The 20,818-nt window shown below is 72.1% G+C and carries 20 protein-coding genes; 19 read left to right on the top strand and 1 reads right to left on the bottom strand.

What is annotated here, in order from left to right; translation table 11 throughout:
* Positions 1-102: 102 nt before the first annotated feature.
* From ACIBEC_RS19590 to ACIBEC_RS19630, 9 genes are all read left to right on the top strand, one after another.
* Entirely contained in the window at positions 103-702 is a 600-nt protein-coding gene (locus ACIBEC_RS19590) for a DUF6624 domain-containing protein (protein ID WP_396288131.1), read from the top strand.
* The gene (locus tag ACIBEC_RS19595) at positions 699-1,610 is read left to right on the top strand and encodes a hypothetical protein (RefSeq protein ID WP_396288132.1); all 912 of its coding nucleotides are present in this window, start codon (positions 699-701) and stop codon (positions 1,608-1,610) included. Before ACIBEC_RS19590 ends, ACIBEC_RS19595 begins: the two co-directional genes overlap by 4 nt.
* A complete protein-coding gene (locus tag ACIBEC_RS19600; protein WP_396288133.1) occupies positions 1,607-2,560 on the top strand; it encodes a GNAT family N-acetyltransferase in 954 nt (317 codons plus the stop codon). Before ACIBEC_RS19595 ends, ACIBEC_RS19600 begins: the two co-directional genes overlap by 4 nt.
* Before the next feature lie 32 nt (positions 2,561-2,592).
* Complete coding sequence (locus tag ACIBEC_RS19605) at positions 2,593-4,098, top strand: NAD(P)-dependent oxidoreductase (RefSeq protein ID WP_396288134.1); 1,506 nt, start codon at positions 2,593-2,595, stop codon at positions 4,096-4,098.
* Positions 4,091-4,558 carry a hypothetical protein gene (locus ACIBEC_RS19610; RefSeq protein WP_396288135.1) on the top strand — a complete coding sequence of 156 codons (468 nt, stop codon included), beginning with the start codon at positions 4,091-4,093 and terminating at the stop codon, positions 4,556-4,558. Before ACIBEC_RS19605 ends, ACIBEC_RS19610 begins: the two co-directional genes overlap by 8 nt.
* Complete coding sequence (locus tag ACIBEC_RS19615) at positions 4,555-5,340, top strand: class I SAM-dependent methyltransferase (protein ID WP_396288136.1); 786 nt, start codon at positions 4,555-4,557, stop codon at positions 5,338-5,340. The genes ACIBEC_RS19610 and ACIBEC_RS19615 overlap by 4 nt, the downstream gene beginning before the upstream one ends.
* A complete protein-coding gene (locus ACIBEC_RS19620; RefSeq protein ID WP_396288137.1) occupies positions 5,337-7,295 on the top strand; it encodes a hypothetical protein in 1,959 nt (652 codons plus the stop codon). The genes ACIBEC_RS19615 and ACIBEC_RS19620 overlap by 4 nt, the downstream gene beginning before the upstream one ends.
* Positions 7,295-7,927: an HAD family hydrolase gene (locus tag ACIBEC_RS19625; RefSeq protein ID WP_396288138.1), complete on the top strand. Its 633-nt coding sequence runs from the start codon at positions 7,295-7,297 to the stop codon at positions 7,925-7,927. Before ACIBEC_RS19620 ends, ACIBEC_RS19625 begins: the two co-directional genes overlap by 1 nt.
* A 347-nt stretch (positions 7,928-8,274) precedes the next feature.
* Entirely contained in the window at positions 8,275-10,440 is a 2,166-nt protein-coding gene (locus ACIBEC_RS19630; RefSeq protein WP_396288139.1) for a B12-binding domain-containing radical SAM protein, read from the top strand.
* Between the two features lie 59 nt (positions 10,441-10,499).
* Here ACIBEC_RS19630 and ACIBEC_RS19635 read toward each other — a convergent pair whose 3' ends face one another.
* Positions 10,500-11,090, bottom strand: a complete 591-nt coding sequence (locus ACIBEC_RS19635; protein ID WP_396288140.1) for a hypothetical protein — start codon at positions 11,088-11,090, stop codon at positions 10,500-10,502.
* A 107-nt stretch (positions 11,091-11,197) separates the two neighbouring features.
* Here ACIBEC_RS19635 and ACIBEC_RS19640 point away from each other — a divergent pair, with 107 nt between their 5' ends.
* The 10 genes from ACIBEC_RS19640 (at position 11,198) to ACIBEC_RS19685 (ending at position 20,808) form a co-directional block, all read left to right on the top strand.
* On the top strand, positions 11,198-12,298 hold the full coding sequence (locus ACIBEC_RS19640) for an aldo/keto reductase (protein ID WP_396288141.1): 1,101 nt from the start codon (positions 11,198-11,200) through the stop codon (positions 12,296-12,298).
* Complete coding sequence (locus ACIBEC_RS19645; RefSeq protein ID WP_396288142.1) at positions 12,295-13,164, top strand: endonuclease; 870 nt, start codon at positions 12,295-12,297, stop codon at positions 13,162-13,164. The genes ACIBEC_RS19640 and ACIBEC_RS19645 overlap by 4 nt, the downstream gene beginning before the upstream one ends.
* A 212-nt stretch (positions 13,165-13,376) precedes the next feature.
* Positions 13,377-13,553: a hypothetical protein gene (locus ACIBEC_RS19650; RefSeq protein ID WP_396288143.1), complete on the top strand. Its 177-nt coding sequence runs from the start codon at positions 13,377-13,379 to the stop codon at positions 13,551-13,553.
* A 60-nt stretch (positions 13,554-13,613) separates the two neighbouring features.
* Entirely contained in the window at positions 13,614-15,083 is a 1,470-nt protein-coding gene (locus ACIBEC_RS19655) for an NUDIX hydrolase (RefSeq protein WP_396288144.1), read from the top strand.
* A gap of 102 nt (positions 15,084-15,185) precedes the next feature.
* Positions 15,186-16,559: an MFS transporter gene (locus ACIBEC_RS19660; RefSeq protein ID WP_396288145.1), complete on the top strand. Its 1,374-nt coding sequence runs from the start codon at positions 15,186-15,188 to the stop codon at positions 16,557-16,559.
* A gap of 62 nt (positions 16,560-16,621) precedes the next feature.
* Positions 16,622-17,878, top strand: coding sequence for a methyltransferase (locus ACIBEC_RS19665; RefSeq protein ID WP_396288146.1), 1,257 nt, complete (start codon positions 16,622-16,624; stop codon positions 17,876-17,878).
* Positions 17,875-18,024 (top strand): hypothetical protein, encoded by a 150-nt coding sequence (locus tag ACIBEC_RS19670; protein WP_396288147.1) that lies wholly within the window; start codon positions 17,875-17,877, stop codon positions 18,022-18,024. Before ACIBEC_RS19665 ends, ACIBEC_RS19670 begins: the two co-directional genes overlap by 4 nt.
* Before the next feature lie 47 nt (positions 18,025-18,071).
* On the top strand, positions 18,072-18,605 hold the full coding sequence (locus ACIBEC_RS19675) for an HIT family protein (RefSeq protein WP_396288148.1): 534 nt from the start codon (positions 18,072-18,074) through the stop codon (positions 18,603-18,605).
* Positions 18,602-19,438 carry a class I SAM-dependent methyltransferase gene (locus ACIBEC_RS19680; protein ID WP_396288149.1) on the top strand — a complete coding sequence of 279 codons (837 nt, stop codon included), beginning with the start codon at positions 18,602-18,604 and terminating at the stop codon, positions 19,436-19,438. The genes ACIBEC_RS19675 and ACIBEC_RS19680 overlap by 4 nt, the downstream gene beginning before the upstream one ends.
* Positions 19,435-20,808: a phosphotransferase gene (locus ACIBEC_RS19685; protein WP_396288150.1), complete on the top strand. Its 1,374-nt coding sequence runs from the start codon at positions 19,435-19,437 to the stop codon at positions 20,806-20,808. The genes ACIBEC_RS19680 and ACIBEC_RS19685 overlap by 4 nt, the downstream gene beginning before the upstream one ends.
* Positions 20,809-20,818: the final 10 nt, after the last annotated feature.

Genomic DNA, 20,818 nt, shown 5'->3' on the forward strand with positions numbered 1-20,818 from the left:
ACGCAGTTGCACTGGATAGCCGCTCGGTCGGGCGGGCTGTGGCTGGTGCGCGCCGAGACCGAAATCTGACAGCCGGACTGATCGAGAGGCAGGCACATCACGATGACTACGCCCGGGAGCCCACCCAACTGGGTCGCCATCGGTCGCGACCTGACCGCGCGGGCAGACACCGCCAGAGAGTCGTGGCGGACGCCCGCCCACCGCCGGGCCACCGAGCCTGCGGAGGTGTCGGCGGCGGCCCGGAAGGCCGACGCCGACAACGCCCTCTTCCTGGGGGACATCATTGCCCAGCACGGCTGGCCGGGACGATCCCGGGTCGGCCAGGACGGATGCCGGGCCGCGGTGGCCATTGCCGTCCACGCCGACCAGGACCGTCAGCTTCAGAGCCGGTTCCTTGCCGCCCTGCGCGAGGCGGCGCAGCAGGGTGAGGCGACGCCCGCCCAGTGGGCTCATTTGCATGATCGCGTGCTCGTCAACAGCGGTCAGCCGCAGCTGTATGGCACGCAGTACGTCTACCGGCCGGGCGGACCGGGCGGGCTTCTCGAGCTGCTACGGCTCGCTGAGCCGGACGCGCTCGACCGCCGCCGCGCCCAGGTCGGCCTTCCCGTTCACAGCGAGCAGGCCCTGCTTCTGCGCCGGCGGCACCTCGCCTCTTTATCCACCACCCCGGTCGTCCGGCTCGTAGAGAGGCCCGCGGCATGAAAACGATCACCGTCGTGAACTGGAACCTGGAGAAGGGCATCAACCTGCGCTCCGGTGCCCGCTGGGTCCGCGAGCAGCGCCCCGACCTGTTCTTCCAGCAGGAGGTCCAGCCGGACCAGCTCGCCGAGCTGGAAGAACTGCTCGACATGGACGGCCACATCGCCGTTCCCAGGCCGGGCAGCTCCAACGACAACGCGATCTTCGTGCGCCGTGGTGGGCCGCTGGTGTGCACCGAGGAGTACCCGCAGGCGTGGGCGCCTTGGCACGCGCCGGCGAACATCGCCGTCCGGCTCCGCGGCGCCGACGGCACCCTCAGCCCCCGCCAGATCAGCTGCGTCAGCATGCACACCTGCTACTGGTCCCCCGAGTACCGGCTGACCGAGGCTCGTTGGTGCACCACTCTCGCCAAGCCCGGCTGGCTGGCCATGTGCTTCGGCGACTGGAACAGCTACCGCGTCGGCACCGAGCACGCCTGGGATCCGTATGCGGACCGGGCCTTCGTCGCCAACCGGACCTACGAGGAAGCCGGACGTCGGCACACCGACGTCCGGCCCGATGGCGAGCTCTTGGCGGCCGGCTACATCGAGATCGCCCGTCACGCCGCCGAGCACCTCGGCCGGCCCGACGCCATGAACGCGACGGCCGGCTACCGCGACCACCCCGGCCGCCCCAGCGGCCCCGGGTACTGCATCGACCGCGGCTACCTGAGTGCCGAACTCGCGCCCGCCCTGGTGGACTTCTCGGTCTGCGACTCCCCGGACCTGCGTCGGATGTCCGACCATCTCCCCCTGATGGCCGCCTTCGACGCCGCCGAGCTGCAAACGATCTTGCATCGGAAGGCCGAGGTGTACGCGCCGAACGCCCAGAGCCTCGCCAGTTCGGATGGGCAGGAAGGGGCGTACGCATGACCGACAGCAGGCTTATCGAACCCACGCCCGGAGAGGAGCAGGGTTCCGCCCTCACGCCCTGGCCGACCGGCGCGGATGCTGGGATCGACTTCATCGCCAGCCTGCACGCCGACGTGTGCGAAGAGCTCGCCGACCTTGCCCAGCGGTGCATCACCGGGTACAGCGACGACCGGCCGGTCAGTGCCTCCCTGGTGCGCTCGCGGCTCACGAACGCGCTGACCGGCGCGCCGCCGGTGCTCGCCGTTGCCCGGGACGGACGGAAGGTCACCGGCTGGTGCGCCGTCCGCCTTCCGGAGCCCGGCGAGCAGAAGGCGCGGCTGTGGGGTCCGGTCGTGGATCCGGCGGTGCGCAGGGCAGGGCTGGGCCGGAGGCTGCTGCAGACGGTGGTGGAGGCGGTGGAGTGGCCGCTGGTGACCACGGACGTGCCCATCGACCGGGACGGCGCGACCGACTTCTTCGCCCGTTCTGGGTGGGAGGTGCTGGACACCATCACGGTGCTGCACGGTGCCCCCGCCGACGGCGTGTTCGCTGCCGTCACCGCCGCAGACATCGGGGAGCCGGAAGCGTACGTCTCCGCGGCCGCCCGCCGGTTCGCGGGACTGGAGGAGTCGTTCGCCGCCTCGACGTGGCTGCGGTGGCGCGACGACGCGCGATTCCACCCGGAGACGTTGCTGCTCGACCCGCCGACCGGGTCGCTGCTGCTGGCCCTGGCCCAGGAGAACGCCACACACAGTGAACTGCTGCTGGCTGAGGTGTGGGCCGCTGACGAGGGGGCCCGCAGGCGGCTGATCGCCCAGGCGCACATCCTGGCCGGCGCCCGGCAGGTGACGACCGTGCGCGCGGTGACCCGGCAGGACCCGGCCGACTTCGTCGCCCACGGCATGCGCGTCACCGGCCGCTGCCGCACCTTCACCCTTCCCGGCGAGCGCTGCGCCCCGGGCTTCCGTTGATCCACCACCCCCTTTCCGACAGGAGGGCATCGATGCCCGCATCCGTGAAACCGCCGCTCGTCCACGCGGTCGACATCATCGCCACACCGGACGAGGCCAGCCATCTGGCCGGTGAACTCGCCACCCGCCTCGCCGTCAACCCCGACGTGCAGAGCATGGATTGGGACGAGGCGACGGCGTCGTGGCGGTGCGTGCTCGTCGGCGGTGGTCGCGGCCGGCTGACGCTGGCTGCCCCGGCGGACCCGGCCGCGGCCGCCGCGAACACCCACCGGCTCGTCACGACCTTCGAGCAGGGCAGCCCGGCCGAGGCCGAGGCGTTCTTCGCCGCCGCGCGGCATCTGCCGTTCACCGACACCGAGGTCGCCGCTGCCGTGGCCGAACTGCCGCTGACGAGCCGACTGGCCGACCGGTGGCCAGACAAGCCGCTGGCCAGCACCGGGGTGCTGCTGACCATCCACCACATGCGGGACTTCCTCGTCCTGGTCGACAGCCTCCTCGCCCTCGGCGTGGATCCGGCGCACATGACCGTGATCGACAAGGAGTACCCCTACGCGCACACCCACCGCGTGGACGCGCACTTGGTGCAGCGGCACGGCATCGCGGTGTGGCGCTACCGGGACCTGCGCGAGGGGATCGAGGACCACATCGAACGGGTCGCCGCCGCGGGCAAGCAAAGCGTGGTCATGGACGACGGAGGCTACGTGATGCCCACCGTCCTTCGCGAACTGCCGGAGCAGGCGGGTCATTTCACCGGGCTGGTGGAGCAGACCACCTCCGGCATCCGCAAGGTGGAGGGGCTCGAGCTGCCGCTGCCGCTGTTCAGCGTCGCCGAGAGCGACATGAAGGGCATGATCGAGTCGTACGGGATCGCGGATGCGGCCGTCCGCAATACGCTGCGGCTGCTGCCGGACGAGAAGCTCGAGGGCCAGGCCGCGCTCGTGCTCGGCTTCGGCCGTATCGGACACGAGGTCGCCCGCGTCCTGGAGATGCGGCGCATGCGGGTCGCGGTGTTCGACTCCGACATCACCCGCCTGGTCGCCGCGCACGAGGAGGGGTTCCTCACCGGCCGGTCGCTGGACCAGCTGGTGCGCACGCACCGGCCGCGGTTGGTCGTCGGCTGCGTCGGCAGCCGCAGCTTCGGCGCGCGCGAGGCCCGGCTCCTGCCTGACCGGTCGTTCCTGGTCAGCACCACCAGCCGGAACTTCGAGTTCGACCTCGACGAACTGCGCGCCGGCAGCACCCAGGTCACCGACCGGGGCGTGCTCGGCACCGGCTACCAGCTCGCCGACGGCCCTGAGATCGTCGTCCTCGGGCACGGCATGCCGATCAACTTCCACTACGCCGAGTCCCTGTCCAACCGTTACGTCGACCTGGTCCTGGCCGGGCTCGCGGTCGGCGCGGTGGCCCTGGCCCGCGCCGATGCACGGCTGCGGCCCGGCCACAACGTCGCGGCGACCAACCTGATCCTTGCCGAGGCGGGCATCGTCGACGACTACTACCGCCTCTACGGCCCGGCTGCCGGCGGCGGACGTGGCTGAGCGGATCTTCACCCTCGCCGACCTCACCGGCACCCGGTCGGTGTGCGGCTGCCTGACGTGCGACCTCGGCGCCGTGTTCGCCCATCACCTCACCGCCCTGCGCACCGACTACCCCGGCACCGTCACCACGCTCGGCCATCGCGGCGCCTCCCCCGGGACGACCGCGGTGCCGCACTTCCTCGCCGTACGCCTAGGCGACGGCCTCGCGGACGTCGTGGTGTGGGAGGAGATGCGCCCTCAACAGCTGACGGCCTGGCTTCCGGCCGCCGACGCCCGGGCCCGGGTGCCGCAGCTAGCCGCCCGGATCCCGAGCCTGGTCCGTGTCCGCCAGGCGCTGCGCGCGGGCGCCTTCACTCCCTCTGGAGCGGCCGGCGAAGCCTTGTCCACCGGCGGCCGTTACCCCTCGTTCCGCTTTCTCGTCGAACACTGGCCCACCCTCAAGAAGGAGTTCACCCCATGACCACAACGCCCTCCTCCGACTTCGCGACCGTCGGTACCGGCTACGCCGCGTACTCCAGCGGCGGCCGCGGCCGGCTGCGCCACGACATCACCGCGCGCCGGGTCCTCGCCGAGCTCGGCGAGCGCCGCGCCCGCGTGCTGGACGTCGGCTGCGGCGACGGGGAGATGGTGCTGCGCCTCGCGGCCGCCGGACACCACGTGACCGGCGTGGAGAAGTCGTCCGGCATGCTCACCTCCGCGGCCGACCGGGTCGCCGCCGACCCGGAGATCGCCGAGCGGGTGACGCTGGCCGAGGGCGACGTCTACGACCTGCAGTTCGAGGACGGCGCGTTCGACGCGGTGGTCTGCCACGGCGTCGTGATGTACCTGCCCGACTCCGATGCCCCGCTCGCCCACCTCGCCCGTCTCGTCGCCGTCGGCGGCGTCCTCAGCGTGCTGACGAAGAACCAACTGGCCGTGGGCGTGCGCGAGGCCCTGTCCGGCGACTACGCGGCGGCCCGTGCGCAGATCGAGAGCGGGCAGGCCGCCAGCGTGGGCAACCTCGGCATCACCACCCGCGGTGATACCCCCGAGCACCTGGACGACCTCGCCCGCGCGAACGGGCTCACGCCGCTGCCGTGGCAGGGCGTGCGGATCTTCCACGACCACCGCAACGACTGGAAGCCCACCGAGGAGGAGTACCAGGAGGCGCTCGAGACGGAGTGGGCGGCCTCCAGCCGCAGCCCGTACAGGGAGCTGGGCCGCCTGGTGCACGCCGTGGCCCGCCGCGAGGCCACCGCATGAACGCGCCATCGGCCATCCCGCCGCTGACGATCGGCCACCTCGCCCGGGACCTCGCGTCCCGGGCGGGGCAGCCCATGCCGGCCCTGCGCTGCTACGAGTCGCTGGCCGCCCTGTGGATCCGCTCTTGCGACACCGGTCTGCCGGGAGCGAGGGTCCTGCGGGACATGACCTTGCGCGCGGGCCGACGGCTCGCTGCTGGCGAGGACACCCTCATCGCGCCCGAATGCGATCGCATCCCCAACCGGTTGGCGAGGGACGAGTCGTTCGTGCGGATGCCGGCGTCCCTGGCCGTCCAGGGTGTGGAGTGGCAGGACGCGGTCGGCCTTGCCCGGAGGTGGTTGGAGAGCCGGGACTGGTTCGGCCCGGTCCTCGTGGCGGGTGTGCGGACCGGCGGGGCGTACCTGGCACCGCTGGTCGTCGCCTCCCTGGAGGCCGCAGGCGTGGATGTGCGGGTGGCGAGCATGCGGGCCGGTGAGAAGCCCGAGGTCGGCGACCGGCGGGTGCTGCTGGTGGACGACCCGCCGCTGACCGGCCGGACGCTGCTGGCTCTCGCCCGAGAGGTACCGGGAGCGGCAGGGACCGAGGTGCTGGTGCCGGTCTTCGATGCCGCAGACGTGGAGGGACTGCGCCAGGCGGGGATCGCGGTCACCGTGCTGCCGCGCGAGGAATGGCAGTCCACCCGCCGACTGGAGCCCGACGCCCTTTCCGCCTACCTGACGGCCGAAGCCGACTGGCCGAGCGCGGAGGGGGCGCCGGTTGTGGACGGCCTCGTGCCCGGGCGGGAGAACTCCGCCTTGATCCCGTGGCCGGGTGTCCGGCGCCGCTCGCCGGCCCGGGCCGCCATCCGGCTGCGCACCTCCGGCGGCATCCGGCACGCGGTCGCCGGGTGGGTGCCGCCGGGGATCTTCGGCGACGCTGGTCGCGCCGCAGCCACCGCACTGAGCAGTCCCCTTCCTCCGGCCACGCTCGCCGTGGCCCCCTCGCTCGTGGTCAGCGAGGACCTCGTCCCCACGGCTGCACTGGGCCCGGAGCCGGCACCGCACCTGCTGGAAGAGGCGGTGGACTACGTTCTCGCCCGCGCCCAGCAGCTCCCGGTGGAACTCGCCCGGCCCGGCGGCCCGATCCCCACCGTCGTACGCACGGTGGCCCAGGCCCTGACCGGAGCGCACGAGGAAGCATCCGCCGCGCTGATGCACCGTCTGCTGGCCGTCCTCGCCCCGGCGCTGCCCGACAACCGGTGCGAGGCCGAGAAGTGGTTCCTTGACCACGGCGGACGCCTGCGCAAGACCGGCCACCTCGCTCACCCCTACCGCCGCGACAACGAGCTGCTCACCCCGCTGCTCGACCTGGCGGCTCTCGCCGTCGCGTTCGGCGGCGGCCTGGAAGCCGTCACCCAGAGCCTCGCCCGGCGCCTGCCCGGTGGCCACCAGTTCTGGACCTCGACGCTCGCGGTCGCGCTGCTGTGCTACGGCACGGCCCGCGGCGGCCAGCTCCCGCGCACCTACAACGCCCAGCGCGCGACCGAGACCGCCGTGGAGGCGTACCGGCTTCAACGCGGCATGTCCCGGGCGGCCGCCGTCGTCCAGCACATGCTGACCGACACGGTGGCCGACCGTGAGGCGGCCGCACCGGGTGTCGTCCACCGGTGGGCGCAGCAGCCCGGCGCGCTGGTGGAGCCGAGGCTGCCCTTCGGCGGAGCCCCCGCCGCCGAACTCGGTCGCGGCCCGACGGGCGAGGAAACGGAGTTGACGCTGACAGCCGTCACGCAGTGGACCGGAGGCGGCATCTTCCATCCGGTCCGGGAGGGGAACACACTGCTGCTCGCCCCGCTGGGCGCACCGTCGACCTGGCCCCGCGCCGGGGAGGCACTGGTGGAGCTTGCCCGGCTGCTGCCCCGCCCCGGGCTGCTGGGCTGGTGCGGCGTGCCCGTGGTGGCTCTGAGCGGGGTGGGCTGATGCTGGCCTTCGACTTCGACGGAGTCCTGCACGACTCCCGTGCCCGGGCCTGGCGCTGCTACCAGGACGCCCGACAGGAGATGGCGCTGGACAAGCTGCCCGACCTGGTCGGCCCGGAGGACCTTCCTGTCGTGTACCAGGGGGTGCTGAGCGCCTCGCTGACCCGCTGGATCGACTTCGAGACCGCCGAGCGGTTCTGGAAGCGGCACGCCGAGCTGACTGCCCGGTCTGCCGCCGACGAGCCGCACGGCGTCATCGGGGAGATGGTCGGCCCGCTGGCCGAACTGGCCGCCGGGCCCGGGTACGCGGTGGTCACCGGAAGCCATCACACCACCGTTCACGGCCTGCTCGCCCGTGACCTGTCGGCCGAGGTGATGCCCCGCGTACTGCTCTCCCGAGACGAGCCGGGCAGCAAGACCGACAAGCTCCGTCTCCTGTGCACCCGGCACGGAGCCACCGCGTACGTCGGCGATACCGGCAGCGATGTCCTCCACGCCCACGCCGCCGGTCTGACGGCGATCGCCGTCGCCTACGGATACGCGAGCCGCGAGGACCTCGCCGCCGCCGTACCGGAACGGATCCTGTCGACCCCGGGCGACCTGGCCGCCTACTGCCAGGCCCGCACCACCTGACCCGTATACCCCAAAGCTCCCGCCCACCCCCTGGGGATCTCCTGATGCCCCGGGGGCTGGTGGGCCCTGCCCTGAAGGACCTTGCCCATGGCCGTCACACCAACCGCGGTGTTCAAGCACCCGGCCTGCCCGGTCACCACGACGCCATCCGGCAGCCACCCGCTGACCAATGCGGGCGGCGCCACCCTCGCGCCCGGCGACTTCGCCGTGGGCTGCGGCCCGGTACGGAGCCGCAACGACAAGCACGCGCCGGAACGCCAGCCCCTCCGATCCGCCGCGACAAGCAGCCCCCGACCTGGAGCTGAGCGCACCGGCCCACGACCGGCACTCTCTGAAGGGCACTCCTGATGAACGACTCCCCGGTCCGGGAACAGGCCGTACGGCTGGCCGACGTCCTGGAGCACGCCTTCCCCTCGGCGCCGCCGATCGACCCCGGCGATACCCAGGAGATCGGGGCTCTGGAGCTCCTGCTCCTGACCCCCAACGACCTTCGCACCTTCATCGAGGACCGCTACGCCGAGCACGCCCTGCGGGTCCGCGTCACCGGCACCCTCGACCGGCGGCTGGTGCTCCTGGAGACCGGGGGCGGCTGGTGGACTCTGGCCGACCTGTCCGGTCGGCCGCACTCCGGCAGGGCCTGGCCGGAGTGGACCCGCTCCCGGCTCCTGATCGACGAGCCGGACTCCTGGCTCTCGGCCGCCGTGCTCGACGAGAGCGCGGTGGACCGCCTCAGCAAGCCCGACGTGCTGCTCGCGGCGCTCTACCACCCCGAGAACTTTCCCCTGCCCCGCTTCCCGCTCGGCATCAGCGACGTGGCCCGAGCCGCGCGCGCCACCATGACCGGGACCGTCTCTCTGGTCGACATGCAGCTGGGCACCACCCTGGAGGACCTCCTCAAGCAGGTCACCACCGTGCCCCCGGACATCCTCGGCATCAGCGCCACCTTCGGCCAGCACGACCTCCTCGAAGAAGTCCTCGACGCGGCCTACGCGTTACCCGAGCCGCCTCTGGTGATCGCTGGGGGCAGTCTGGTGGCCCGCAACGAGGGCCTGCTCCTGGCGAAGTACCCGAAGCTCCTGATCGCGCGGTCGGCCGGCGAGCCCACCATGCAGGGCCTCCTGGCCTACTGGCACGGTGAGATCCCCCTCACCGACATACCCGGGCTCGGCTACAACGGCGCCCCGCGCGGCGGCGGACTCGCCGTCGTCGCCCGCCGGACGGCCAAGCTCCGCGCCGCCGTCGCCGCCGCCGACATCCTGCCCGAGCTCGACCTGCTCCGCCTCACCCTCCAGATGCACGGGGTGGCCCAGCTGGAGATGAGCCGGGGCTGCACCAACACCTGCTCCTTCTGCCCGCGGGGGCACAAGGGCATCTGGAACGGCCCCGACCCGCTGGCCGGCTGCTGGATCCTGGCCTGGATCCGCCGCGTCTTCGACGAGTTCGCCCAGGTCTCGCGGACCGCGTACCTGGTTGACGAGGAGATCATCGGCCGCGGCGAACAGGTCGTGCCCCGCATCCTGGCCCTGGCCGCCGCGTTCCACCGGGCGGGCTTCCGCTGGGAGTCGAGCTGCCGCATCGACCAGGTCACGCACCCCGACATGGACGAGACCTGGCACATCGAGCGGGTCGCCATGTGGCGCACGCTGATGGACCTGGGGCTGCGCCGGATGCTCTTCGGCGTGGAGTCGGGCGTGGACTCCATCCTGGACCGGTTCAACAAGGAGAACACCGCCGAGCAGAACGCGGTCGCGATCCGCACCCTGTCCGCGCTGGACGTGCCCACCCGCTACACCTACATCACGTTCGACCCGTTGATGACGCTGGAGGAGCTGAAGGAGACGCACGTCTTCCAGGGCCGCACCGATCTGCTGCTGCGGCCGCAGCCCGGACTGCCGGCTGCCGACATCGTGCGCGGAGTCCGCGACGAGGCGTGGGTCGCCGAGCACACCACCGGCCGGGCGCTGCACACCGGGATCAGCTACATGCTCGTCAGCATGGAGTCCCTCATCGGCGCCGCCTACACCCGGATGGCCGCCGCCGAGGGCCTCACCGGGGCGGAAGAGCCGCTGATGGGCCGGGTCGCCTGCCGGTACCTGGACTGGCGCATCGGTGTGGCCAGCAACTGGGCCCAGCGCTGGGTGGACCGCCACTTCTCCCTCGACTACACCTTCAAGAGTCTGGAGAAGGTCCTCGACGACGCACCGCGGCATGCCGTCCGGAAGGCCCGCGTCGTGCTGAAGGACGCCGCTTACCAGGTTCTGGGCGACTTGATCGCCGCGATCGAGCAGCACGATCTGGAGCGACCGGAGCAGGAGCAGGTGCTCGCTTCGCGGATCGAGGCTGCGCTGGAGGAGCGGGCCGGGAGGCTGCGCGGGCTGATGGCGTCCACAGTGCGCGAGGTCACGACATACCTCACCGGAGAGCACGCGGCCACGCTGGACCGGGTCTACAGCCGGTGGGAGGCGGAGGCCGGCTGGAAGCTGATCAACGCAGGGGATTCGTGCGCGGACTGAGCCGGCGCCGAGCCTGGGTGACCCGACGCGTCGGTGTCGGGTCACCCAGGCTCGCGCGCTCACGCGCCGCCGGTCTTCTCCGGGATCGGTACCCAGTTGAACTCCGGGCAGAAGCGGGCGTACGTCGTCAGCTTCCAGGTCGCGTACTCCTCGGTCCGGCCCGAGCTGCGTAGCAGGTGCTTGACCCAGGTGTGCGCGATGCGCTCGTCGGGGGTCATGGTCACGTCGATCTGGTCGAGCATCCGGCAGGCGACGGCGAAGTCCTCGACCTCGAGCGCGCTCAGGTCGATCTCGATGCCGTCCAGCGTGAAGGAGAAGACGAGCCGGGAGGTGGAGTAGCGGGTCTTGCGCTCGCCCAGGAACGTCGTGTGCGGCGCGAGGGCCGCCCGCAGGCGGTCACGGTCCTCGACTGGGTAGCCGATGCCCAGGTCCAGGTCCGAGGTCTCCAGATTCAGGCGGGTGCCGAAGGAGCCGACATCGCGCGGCTTGTGCCCGGTCCACTCGCTGATCATGGCGGCCGCGTCGGCGCGCACCTGCTCCAGGCGGTCGTCGTGGACGCGCATCTCCTCGTAGAAGGCGCTGGCACGGGCGAACTCGGCGTCGGTGAAGTCGCCGCGGTCGACCCAGCGCCGCTCCGTGATCGCGTTCAAGTCAAGTTCGGTGAAGGGAGGTTGTGTCGTCACCCGAGGCACCATACTCACTCCCCGAAGCGATTCATCAGCGTTTGCTACTAATTGAGAAATAAGAGGTACTTCCTGTGAGTGCTCCCTCCTCCATCGCGCGCCGCACGCTCACCCGCGGCTTGTCCGTTCACCCGATTGGGATCGGTGCCTGGGCTGTGGGCGGCTCCGACGACAACCTCGGCCTGCCCATGGGCTGGGGCACGGCCGACGACACCGCCTCGCGCCGCGGCCTGGAGGAGGCCTACGAGCTCGGCGCCAACCTCATCGACACCGCCGACGTGTATGGGCACGGGCACTCCGAGCGGATCATCGGCGACTTCGTCGCGACGGTCCCCCGCGACACCGTGGTGCTGTCCTCCAAGGTCGGCTACCACCGCGGCACGGCCCGGCACGCGTACCTGCCCGCGGCCATGCGCCGCCAGCTCGAGACGAGTCTGGAGAACCTGCGCACCGACCGGCTGGACATCTACTTCTTCCACAACGCCGACTTCGGGCCCGACGACCGCTACCTGGAGGAGGCTGTCGCCCAGATGCGCGACTTCCAGCGCCAGGGCCTGGTCACGGCTGTCGGGATGCGCGGCCCGCACCGCCACGCCACCGAGCGGGTCACCGTCGCCAAGGAGAAGCGCCAGGACAAGTACGCCCGGTTCGCCTACCTCGCCGAGCAGATCCGCCCGGACTACCTCGCGGCCCGGTACAACGCCCTGACCCCGCCGCCCGCCGACGGCCGGCCCGACATCTTCGCCCTCGCCGCCTCCCTCGGCGCCAGCGTGCTGATCAACAAGCCCTTGGCCCAGGGCCTGCTCACCGGCAAGTACGATCCCGAGCACCCGCCCGTCTTCACGCCCGGCGACCACCGGCTGCGCAAGTCGTGGTTCACCCCACAGGCACTGCGGATCATCCAGGATGGTCTCGGCCCGCTCCGGGAGCGCTTCGGCGACAGCCCGGCCGCCCTGACGCGTGTCGCGCTCCAGGTGTGCCTCCAGCGAGCCGAGAACGCCGCCGTCCTCGTCGGCTTCACCCGCCCCGAGCAGGTCAAAGCGAACCTGACCGCCGTCGGCACCCCGCTGACCGACGACGAACTCGCCTTCGTCCGCGACACCCTCGGCCGCCTCCAGAAGACCCTGGACGCGCACAGCGAGGTCTTCCTGGACGAGAAGGAAACCGGCCGATGAACCCCGCCTCCGAGCAGCTGTCCCTGCTCGCCACCGACGAGCCCGTCCACCAGCCGGCCACCGACGCCGTGCGGCTGCTGCTGTTCAACGCCCAGCACGCCTCTGCTGAACGCTCGCGCCGCCAGGCCGAATGGATCGCCGGCCGGAAGGGCGCCGATATCGCCGTCCTCACCGAGGTGTCCTCCACCCAGGGCGGCGACGCCCTCGTCGCCGCGCTCACCGAGCGCGGGTACGCCACCGTGGTCGCCCCCCAGCCGTCCACGCCGGACTACCGCACGGTCATCGCCTGCCGTACCGGCGACGTCCGGGCGGTCCCCAGCCCGGTCACCGTCACACCCCATCGCGCCCCGGCCGCCCGCGTCACCGTCGGCGGCCACGGCATCGGAGTGCTGGGCCTGTACGTGCCCTCCCGCGGCCCGAAGGACCAGCGCAATGTCGCCAAGCGTGCCTTCCAGGAGGCGGTCACCGAGAGCCTGCCACGGCTGCTCGCCGCCTTCCCGGACATGCCCGTCATCGTGGCCGGAGACCTCAACGTCATCGAGCGCGGCCACCAGCCCCCGCACAAGGTGTTCGGCAACTGGGAGTACGACTTCTACGACTCGTTCCAGGCCGCCGGCCTCACCGACGCCTTCCGCCACCTCCACCCCGATGAGGTCGCCCACTCCTGGTTCGGGCTCACGGGCAACGGCTTCCGCTTCGACCACCTCTTCGTCTCCACACCCCACGCCGAGCGCGTCCTGTCCTGCGACTACCACCAGGAAGCCCGCGAAGCGGGGCTGACCGACCACGCGGTCATGACGCTGCGCTTGAGCCTGCCGCCCACCCCGGGCGAACAGGGCGAAGCCCCAGCGACGGGGGCTGGCTGACAGCCGGCCGCCGCAGCGACCGAACGTCGGCGTTTCGGCCAACCTCCCCCGAGCCGCAGGCCCTTGCGCGGCAAGGGTCGATGCACTGCGCACCCTCGGAATTCCGCTGAATCACAGGGCACGCAACGCGTCCGAAAGGAACAGGTGCTCGAAAACGTGCGGCGTCGTTGAACACGGCGACGCCACCGCCACGTCCACGAGAGGGGAACACATTGACGCCAGTCGAACCAGGCGGCGACAAGACCCGCGAGGACCTGATCTCCCGTAAGCGCGGCCTGTCCCGGGGCGAGTTCACTGCCGACGCCCCTCAGTACGGAATCGCGCCGTCGACCGGCGGCGTACTCGGCCCCCAGGGCGCCAGGCCGCCCGGCTACGGAACGGCGAGCTGACTGACCGGCGCTTGTTCCCCTGCCTGCCTACCCCCTGACATCGAAGGCGAGATGACTCCCATGCCACCCAGCTCCACCGCGATCCGCAGGACCGTCGAGGCGTACCTCGGCCGGCACCCTGGCGAGCGTGACGCCCTGGCCGAGCTCCTCGCCGCGCTGGACCGGCCCGTCGACGCGACCGCCCGGACGGCGCTGCCCGGGCACGTCACGTGCAGCGCCGTCGTCATCGACCGGCAGGGCCGGGTCCTGCACATCCGGCACCGGGCCACCGGCGGTCTCATGCTCGCCCCCGGCGGCCACATCGAGCCCTCGGACCGCACACTGCTCGCCACGGCGCTGCGCGAGGCGGCCGAGGAAGCCGGAATCCCACCGGGCTCCCTGTGTCTGACCCGGCAGCTGCTCGGTTCCCCGATCGACATCGACGTCCACGACATCGACGCCAGCCCCTCCAAGGGGGAACCGGCCCACCGCCACTACGACTTCCGCTACGTCTTCTACCTCGCCGGCGAGGAGCCGCCAACAATTGCGCTGCAGGACGAGGAGGTGTCCGGCGCCCAGTGGCTCCCGCAGCCGGAGGTCACCTCGCCGACGCTGCGCGCGAAGCTCCTCACGGCGGGCCTGGACGGCAGGCCAGAGCCGGTGAACGCCTCCGCGCTGATCCACGACGGGGCCGGCCGGTACCTGCTTCATCTGCGCGACCACAAGCCCGGCATCATCTGGGAATCGGGCGCGTTCGCCCTTCTCGGCGGCGGCCGCACGCACGACGACCAGAGCCTTGAGGACACCCTGCTGCGGGAGCTGTCCGAGGAGGTGCCCGACCTCCGCCTCGAGGACGTGAAGCCCTACGCCGTGGAGGCCGCGACCAGCATCGACGGGCTCAGCGTCCCGGTCCAAGTCTTCGCCGGCCGGTGGCGCGGCAACCCCGACCGCCTCCGACTACGCGAGGGTGTGCTGCTGCGCTGGTTCACGCCCGACGAACTGGACCCGCTGCGCCTGAGCCCCGCCACCCGGGACCTGATTCGCCGGCACGCGGCCGAGAACCCCCCGGACAACAAGCCGGCCGCGGCTCCGCCCGTGTGGGACGGGGGCAGCCGGACCGTACTGAACGGCGTCGGAGTCCACCTCCACCTCGAAGACACCGAAGGCCGAGTGCTGCTCGGCCTGCGTCACCCCGACTCGAAATACGCGGGCGACACCTGGCACTACCTCGCCGGGCGCTGCGAGCAGGAATCCGCACTCTCCTGCCTGGTCCGCGAGGCGTGGGAGGAAGCAGGGCTGGTCATCGAACCCGACGACGTGGAGCTCGTCCACGTCGTCCACGTCGTCGACACCCCGGGCAGCCTGCCCCTGATGCAGCTCGTTTTCCGAGCTCGCCGGTGGAAGGGCACCCCCGAGGTGCGCGAGACCGACAAGTGCCTGACCTGGCAGTGGTGGCCGCGGGACGAGCTGCCGGACCCGATCGTCTCCTACACCCGCACGGCCATCACCGCGATCTCCGAAGGCCGCCCCTACTCTCAGCTGGGCTGGTGAGCCCGGTGAGCACACCCGCCGGTAGCGGACCCGGCCGGCGGGCCCACGCCGAGGCGACGTACGTGCGGCGGGGGCTCCTGGCGGCGCCGAGGGAGGTGCCCGGTGCCGCCCTGCGCTGAGACACCCTCCGCCGTCGGCGCTTCGCTGTGGCGGCACCGGGACTTCCGCCGGTACCTGACCGGCCAGGCCGCGAGCGTGGCCGGCAACTCGGTCACGCAGATGGCGCTTCCGGTGCTGGCCGTGCTCCACCTGGACGCGACCACCGCCCAGGTCGCCTGGCTGGCGTTCCTCGGACAGCTCCCGCCCGCGCTGCTCGCCCTGCACGCCGGCGCGCTCGCCGACCGGCACTCCAAGCGCCGGCAGATGATCACCGGCGACCTGGTCAGCGCCGCGGTACTCGCCACCGTGCCGATCTCGGCCGCGCTGGGCACCCTGACCCTGACGCAGCTCATGATCGTCGCCGTGGTGCAGGGGGCGGCGAGCGTGGTCCACGACGCGGCGGCCATCAGCCTGCTGCCCAGCCTCGTCGAACGGTCCTTGATCCAGCGGAGCAACAGCCGGGTCGGCGCGCTGTTCGCCGTCGCCGCGACCGCCGGAAGCCACCTCGGCGCCGCGCTGACCGCGCTCCTCGGCCCCGCCCGGGCCCTGCTCGGGGACGTCGCCTCCTACCTGATCAGCGCCGTGTGCACCGCCCGCATCCAGACCGCCGAGCCCACCCGCGCACGCACGAAGTCCCGCCGGCTGCGCGCTGAGATCGGGGAGGGCCTGCGATATGTGCGTGGCGATGACCGGCTGTGGACTCTGACCCTGGTCAACGCCACGACGTCGTTCGCGCTCGGGCTGCTCAACACCCTCTGGGCGCTCTACTTGTTGAGGTCCCTGGCGATGAGCGCGACCGCGTTCGGGGTGGTGCTGGGCCTCGGCGCGCTGGGCGCGGCCGCCGGGGCGCTCACCGCACCAGCGTTGGCCCGCCGGTACGGGCCGGGGCCGATGATGCTGGCCGCGCTCGCGATCACCCCGCTGACCCAGCTCCCGCTGCTGCTCGCCTCCCCCGGCCGTGCCTGGCAGATCACGATCGGGGCGGCGCTGTTCCTGCAGCTCGCCTGCGCTGGTGCCGCTGGCACCACTCAGCGATCCATCCGCCAGATCGTGACCACGGCCGGGATGCAGGCGCGGATGCAGGCGGTGAGCACCTGGCTGACGTCCGGCGCCCGGCCCGTGGCCGCGCTCCTCGCCGGCGCACTGGGCACATGGCTCGGTGTCCGGCCCGCCCTGACCGCCGGAACCCTCCTGCTGCTGGTCCCGCTCGTCGTCCTCGCCCGCTCCCCGATCCGCGCGCTGCGGCAGATGCCGGACCCGCCCGCCACCACCCTGCCGTCGCCTCCCGCAGCCCGGACCGCCCCTCACACCGTGCCGACTGCAGCGTGCACGGACGACGGGCAGCACGACCGCTCACTCGGAGGCGATGCCTCGTGAACGAGGTGCCGAACTCGGCGGCGACTCCCGCTGCCGCACCACCCGATCCCCTGGAGTGCCCCGTGCTGACCGACAACACCGGGCCCGCCGCGCCCCTCCTTCCGCCGCAGTCCGCCGCCGACACCTCCGAGACTGCGGCGGCCCGGGCGGCGATGGTCGCCCGGCTCGAGGAGAGCGGAGAGCTCGGTCGCGGTCCCGTGCGAGAGGCTCTGCTCGCACTGCCACGCGAGATCCTGCTCCCGCACGCGTACGTCCGGGTCAGCGGCCCTGGCGCGGACCCGATCGACTGGCGCTTCCTCGACGGCTCCCACCCCGACGACCGTCAGGAGTGGCTCGAGCTGATCCACAGCGACGAGTCGATCCTGCTCCAGCGCGACGGCGAACCCCTTAACGCTCTCCCTCGCGGGCCGGTGACCGGCGGACACATGACATCCATGTCCACCTACACCCCCGCCACGGTCGAAGCTCTCCAAGCCATGGAACTCGGTTCCGGGCAGCGGTATCTCGAGCTCGGTCCGGGCCCCGGCGTCTCCCTTGCACTCGCCGCCGCCATCACCGGCCCCGGACTCGCCACCGGCGTGGAGCGGGACGGCCCCATGGCGGCCTTCGCCCAGCGGAACCTGGACCACCTTGGCGTCGGCGCGGTGGTGATCGAGGGTGACGCGCTCGAAGGGCACGACGCACGGGCGCCCTACGACCGGATCCACTCCGGCATCGGCGTGCCGTGTGTCCCGGCGCCGTGGGTGGAGCAACTCGCACCGGGCGGCCGGCTGCTCACCACGCTCGCGACCCGTACGCCGAGCTGGCCGGGACAACTCCTCGTCACCCGCACCGCGGCCGGCACGGTCGAGGCGGTCCTGAGGGGCCGGCCACGCGGCTACCGGCCCTTGCTCGGCTACCGGTGGCTCAACGCCCTGGACCACCGCGCCCGCATCAAGGACGACCCTGGCACGGCACGGTCCACGCGGCTCGCGCCGCCGCCGGACGACGCCTACGGATTCTGGCTCGCCGCCGCCTACCTCGCCCCCGGTCTGGTCCGGGACTTCCAGGCCGAGACGATGACGATCGTCGCGCCCGAGGACGACTCCTGGGCCGTGGCCGGCCCGGGCGACGGCACCGTCCGAGTCCATGGGCCGCGTGATGTGTGGGCCGAACTCGAGGATCTCTACGCTCGCTGGGAGCAGGCCGGACGGCCCGAGCGGTACCGGGTCGACCTCCGCGACAGCACCGGGGCCCAGCACGTCACCTCCAGCGCGGGCCCGAAGGCCCTCGCCTGGACGCTTCCTCCGCTCGCCGCCGTGCCCCGGCAGACGCCATGACCGCACCTCCTCGGATCGCCGTCATGCTGCACCCCCCGGACCCCATCTGCCGGACGGGGGTGGTCAGCCGGCTCAGGCGCCGCCCCGAGGCCACCCTCGTCGACGCTGCCGGACGTGCCTTCGCCTACCAGCACGGCTACCTCTGACAGACCGTGCCCCACCGCACCAGCCGCACAAGAACAAGGAGTTACGGGTGCCCCAGCCACTGGACCCTCTTCACCCCCAAGCCGTCAGCCCCGCCGTGCCGTCCGGCTGGCCCGAGACCTTCCTCCGCCACCGCGCCGGCGACGGATGTCCCATGTGCGCGAACGACTACTCCGCGGACGACATCGGCTGGGGCCTCCTGCTCCGCCGCGGTGAAGTGGCCAACGCCTACCTGTGGCGAAGCGGACGGCTGCGCCGCTACTGCGTGCTCATCCACCGCGGTGCCCCGCATGTGGCCGAGCCCACCGACCTGTCCGAAGCCGACGCCGCCGCCTACTGGCGCGACACCCTCACGCTCGGCAGAGCCCTGACGGCCTTCTACGAACCGATCAAGCTGAACTTCTCCACGCTCGGCAACGTCGTACCCCATCTGCACAGCCACATCTGCCCCCGATACGCCGGTGACACCGACCCGGCGCCGGGCGGGCCGCTGCCCTGGGACGTCCTCGACAACGGACGCCAGGACGAGGCACAGCTGCAGGCCGGCGCCGCTGCGCTGCGGGAACTGCTGGAGGACGCATGACCACCCCACCGCACAACGAGCTCAAGGGGCTGTTCACGTCGACGGCGGCGGACTACGCCCGCCACCGCCCCGGCATCCCGCCGGAGGCCGTCTCGCTCCTCGCTGACACGATGCGGGATGCCGACTGCCCGGCCCTCCTCGACCTCGGCTCCGGCACGGGCCAGGTGCCCGCCGCTCTGCTCCCGGCCGTTCCCCGGATTGATCGCGTGGACCTGGTCGACCCGGACCAGGACATGCTCCGCCAGGCCGCCGCCACTCTCGAACCCCTGCTGGGCGGCTGCCCGGCCGGCTTCCACCCGGTGGCGGCCGAGGACTTCACGCCCCCGTCCGACAGCTACCGGGCGGACCTGATCACCTGCGCGCGGTCCTTCCACTGGATGGACCGGGCCGCCGTCCTGAAGATGGCCGACCGTGTCACCGCTCCCGAGGCCACGGTGGCGTTCATGGGGGACGGCAGCCTGTGGACCTACCGGTCGGACTGGACGGCAGCGCTCAAGCAGCTGATCCAGTCCTACCTGGGCGAGGAGCGCCGCGCGGGCACCGGCGGCGTGTATGCCGGACCGGGCCAGCGGTACGAGGACGACCTCGTCGCATCGCCGTTCAGCCAGGTCACCGAGCGCCGATTCTCTGTCCGCCGTGGCTGGACGCCAACCCAGGTTCTCGGCTACCTGCGCAGCACGAGTTTCGCCCGCCCGGACCTCTTCGGCGGCCGTCACGACCGCTTCGAAGCCGAAGCCCTGGAGCTGCTGGAGCGGCACAGCGAGCGCGGCGGCCTCGTCGAGGACGCGGTGTTCACCGTGCTGCTGGCCCGACGTCCCGGAGGCCAGGCGTGAGCGGCGGGCGGCACACCGTGCCGGTGGACGTGCACCTGCTGGCCGTCCGCGACGGAGAAAGGGGCCCGGAAGTGCTGCTGTCCCGCAGGGCCGGCGACGTGTACGCCCCCGGTCTGTGGCACGCGCCGTCAGGCCACCTGGAGCAGGAAAGCGTCGTCGCTGGCGTCGTGCGCGAGACGCTGGAGGAGACCGGACTGGTCGTGGAACCAGCCGACGTCCGTGCGGCGGTCACGGTGAACCATCGGTCACCGGGCGGGCAGGAGAGGGTCGGTTTCTTCTTCGAGGTCCGGCGCTGGCACGGCACTCCGCGGGTCATGGAGAAGCAGGTGTGCGACGCGATGGGGTGGTTCACGTTCGACGCGCTGCCGGAGCCGATGGTGGCGTACTGCCGGGCTGGGCTGGACGCCTACCGGGCCGGCGCGCGGATGGCCGTGCACTTCCAGAAGCCCGGCGACCCGATCGCCTACGACCCGGCCGCCGACCGGTTGATCCTGGTCCCCGACCCCGGCAGCCCTTGCGCGGTCCCGGACGATGCGGTGCGCGCCTTCGCCGAACAGGCGGTGGGCCGGATCGCGACCTGGAGCGATGTCTCCTGGACGCGTGCGGAGAGCCGCGTGTGGCGGGCGGACGGCGCCGACGGCGGCACCTGGTACGTCAAGATCCACCAGAACGACCGCTTCCACCAGCGCGAAGTCGCCGCGCTCCGCGGCTGGGTCGCCCGGCTCGGCGCGGCTGCGCCCCGGCTGGTGGCCGCCGATGCGGAGCTGCGGGCCATCGTGCTCACCGCGGTGGGCGGCCGGTCCCTGCACGGCGCCACGTACCCGCCCGAGCAGCAGCGCCGGATCTTCCGCAGCATCGGGCAGCTCGCGGCGGCCATCCACACCAGCGCCCCGGCCCGGCCGGCCGGCGGCATGCTGCCGCTGGGGAAGCTGGAGCGGCACCTGGACGGAGCCCGGCCCCATCTCGCTCCCGGGGACGAGGAGTTCATCCGCACCATGGCCGAGAAGGCCGCCCATTTGCCAGGGGTGGACGTGGTGCCCACGCACGGCGACTTCCAGCTGCGCAATCTGCGCTGGGACGGATCCGCCGAGGCCCTGTACGTGATCGATTTCGAGCGGTCGGAAGACGGGCCGGCCGTACGGGACTTCGTGCGGCTGTCCGACGCGTGGCACGGCCGCCCCGACCTCCTCCAAGCCGTGATGGAAGGCTACGGCCGCCCCTTCACCGCAGAGGAGGAAGACCAGCTCACGGTCCTGTCCGTCCTGGATGCAGTGTCCGGCATCTCCTACGGCGCCGCCCACAGCGACCCCGAGCTGGTGGAACGCGGCCACCGCACCCTGGCCCGGTTGCGCACCGCGCAGCGTCCCTGACCCCCACCCC

Source organism: Kitasatospora sp. NPDC051164, from assembly GCF_044455625.1.
Lineage (GTDB): Bacteria > Actinomycetota > Actinomycetes > Streptomycetales > Streptomycetaceae > Kitasatospora.

Bases quoted from the DNA above. Each gene is read 5' to 3' on its own strand.
- ACIBEC_RS19590 (WP_396288131.1), top strand. From the start codon at position 103: ATGACTACGCCCGGGAGCCCACCCAACTGGGTCGCCATCGGTCGCGAC.
- ACIBEC_RS19595 (WP_396288132.1), top strand. From the start codon at position 699: ATGAAAACGATCACCGTCGTGAACTGGAACCTGGAGAAGGGCATCAAC.
- ACIBEC_RS19600 (WP_396288133.1), top strand. From the start codon at position 1,607: ATGACCGACAGCAGGCTTATCGAACCCACGCCCGGAGAGGAGCAGGGT.
- ACIBEC_RS19605 (WP_396288134.1), top strand. From the start codon at position 2,593: ATGCCCGCATCCGTGAAACCGCCGCTCGTCCACGCGGTCGACATCATC.
- ACIBEC_RS19615 (WP_396288136.1), top strand. From the start codon at position 4,555: ATGACCACAACGCCCTCCTCCGACTTCGCGACCGTCGGTACCGGCTAC.
- ACIBEC_RS19620 (WP_396288137.1), top strand. From the start codon at position 5,337: ATGAACGCGCCATCGGCCATCCCGCCGCTGACGATCGGCCACCTCGCC.
- ACIBEC_RS19625 (WP_396288138.1), top strand. From the start codon at position 7,295: ATGCTGGCCTTCGACTTCGACGGAGTCCTGCACGACTCCCGTGCCCGG.
- ACIBEC_RS19630 (WP_396288139.1), top strand. From the start codon at position 8,275: ATGAACGACTCCCCGGTCCGGGAACAGGCCGTACGGCTGGCCGACGTC.
- ACIBEC_RS19645 (WP_396288142.1), top strand. From the start codon at position 12,295: ATGAACCCCGCCTCCGAGCAGCTGTCCCTGCTCGCCACCGACGAGCCC.
- ACIBEC_RS19655 (WP_396288144.1), top strand. From the start codon at position 13,614: ATGCCACCCAGCTCCACCGCGATCCGCAGGACCGTCGAGGCGTACCTC.
- ACIBEC_RS19670 (WP_396288147.1), top strand. From the start codon at position 17,875: ATGACCGCACCTCCTCGGATCGCCGTCATGCTGCACCCCCCGGACCCC.
- ACIBEC_RS19680 (WP_396288149.1), top strand. From the start codon at position 18,602: ATGACCACCCCACCGCACAACGAGCTCAAGGGGCTGTTCACGTCGACG.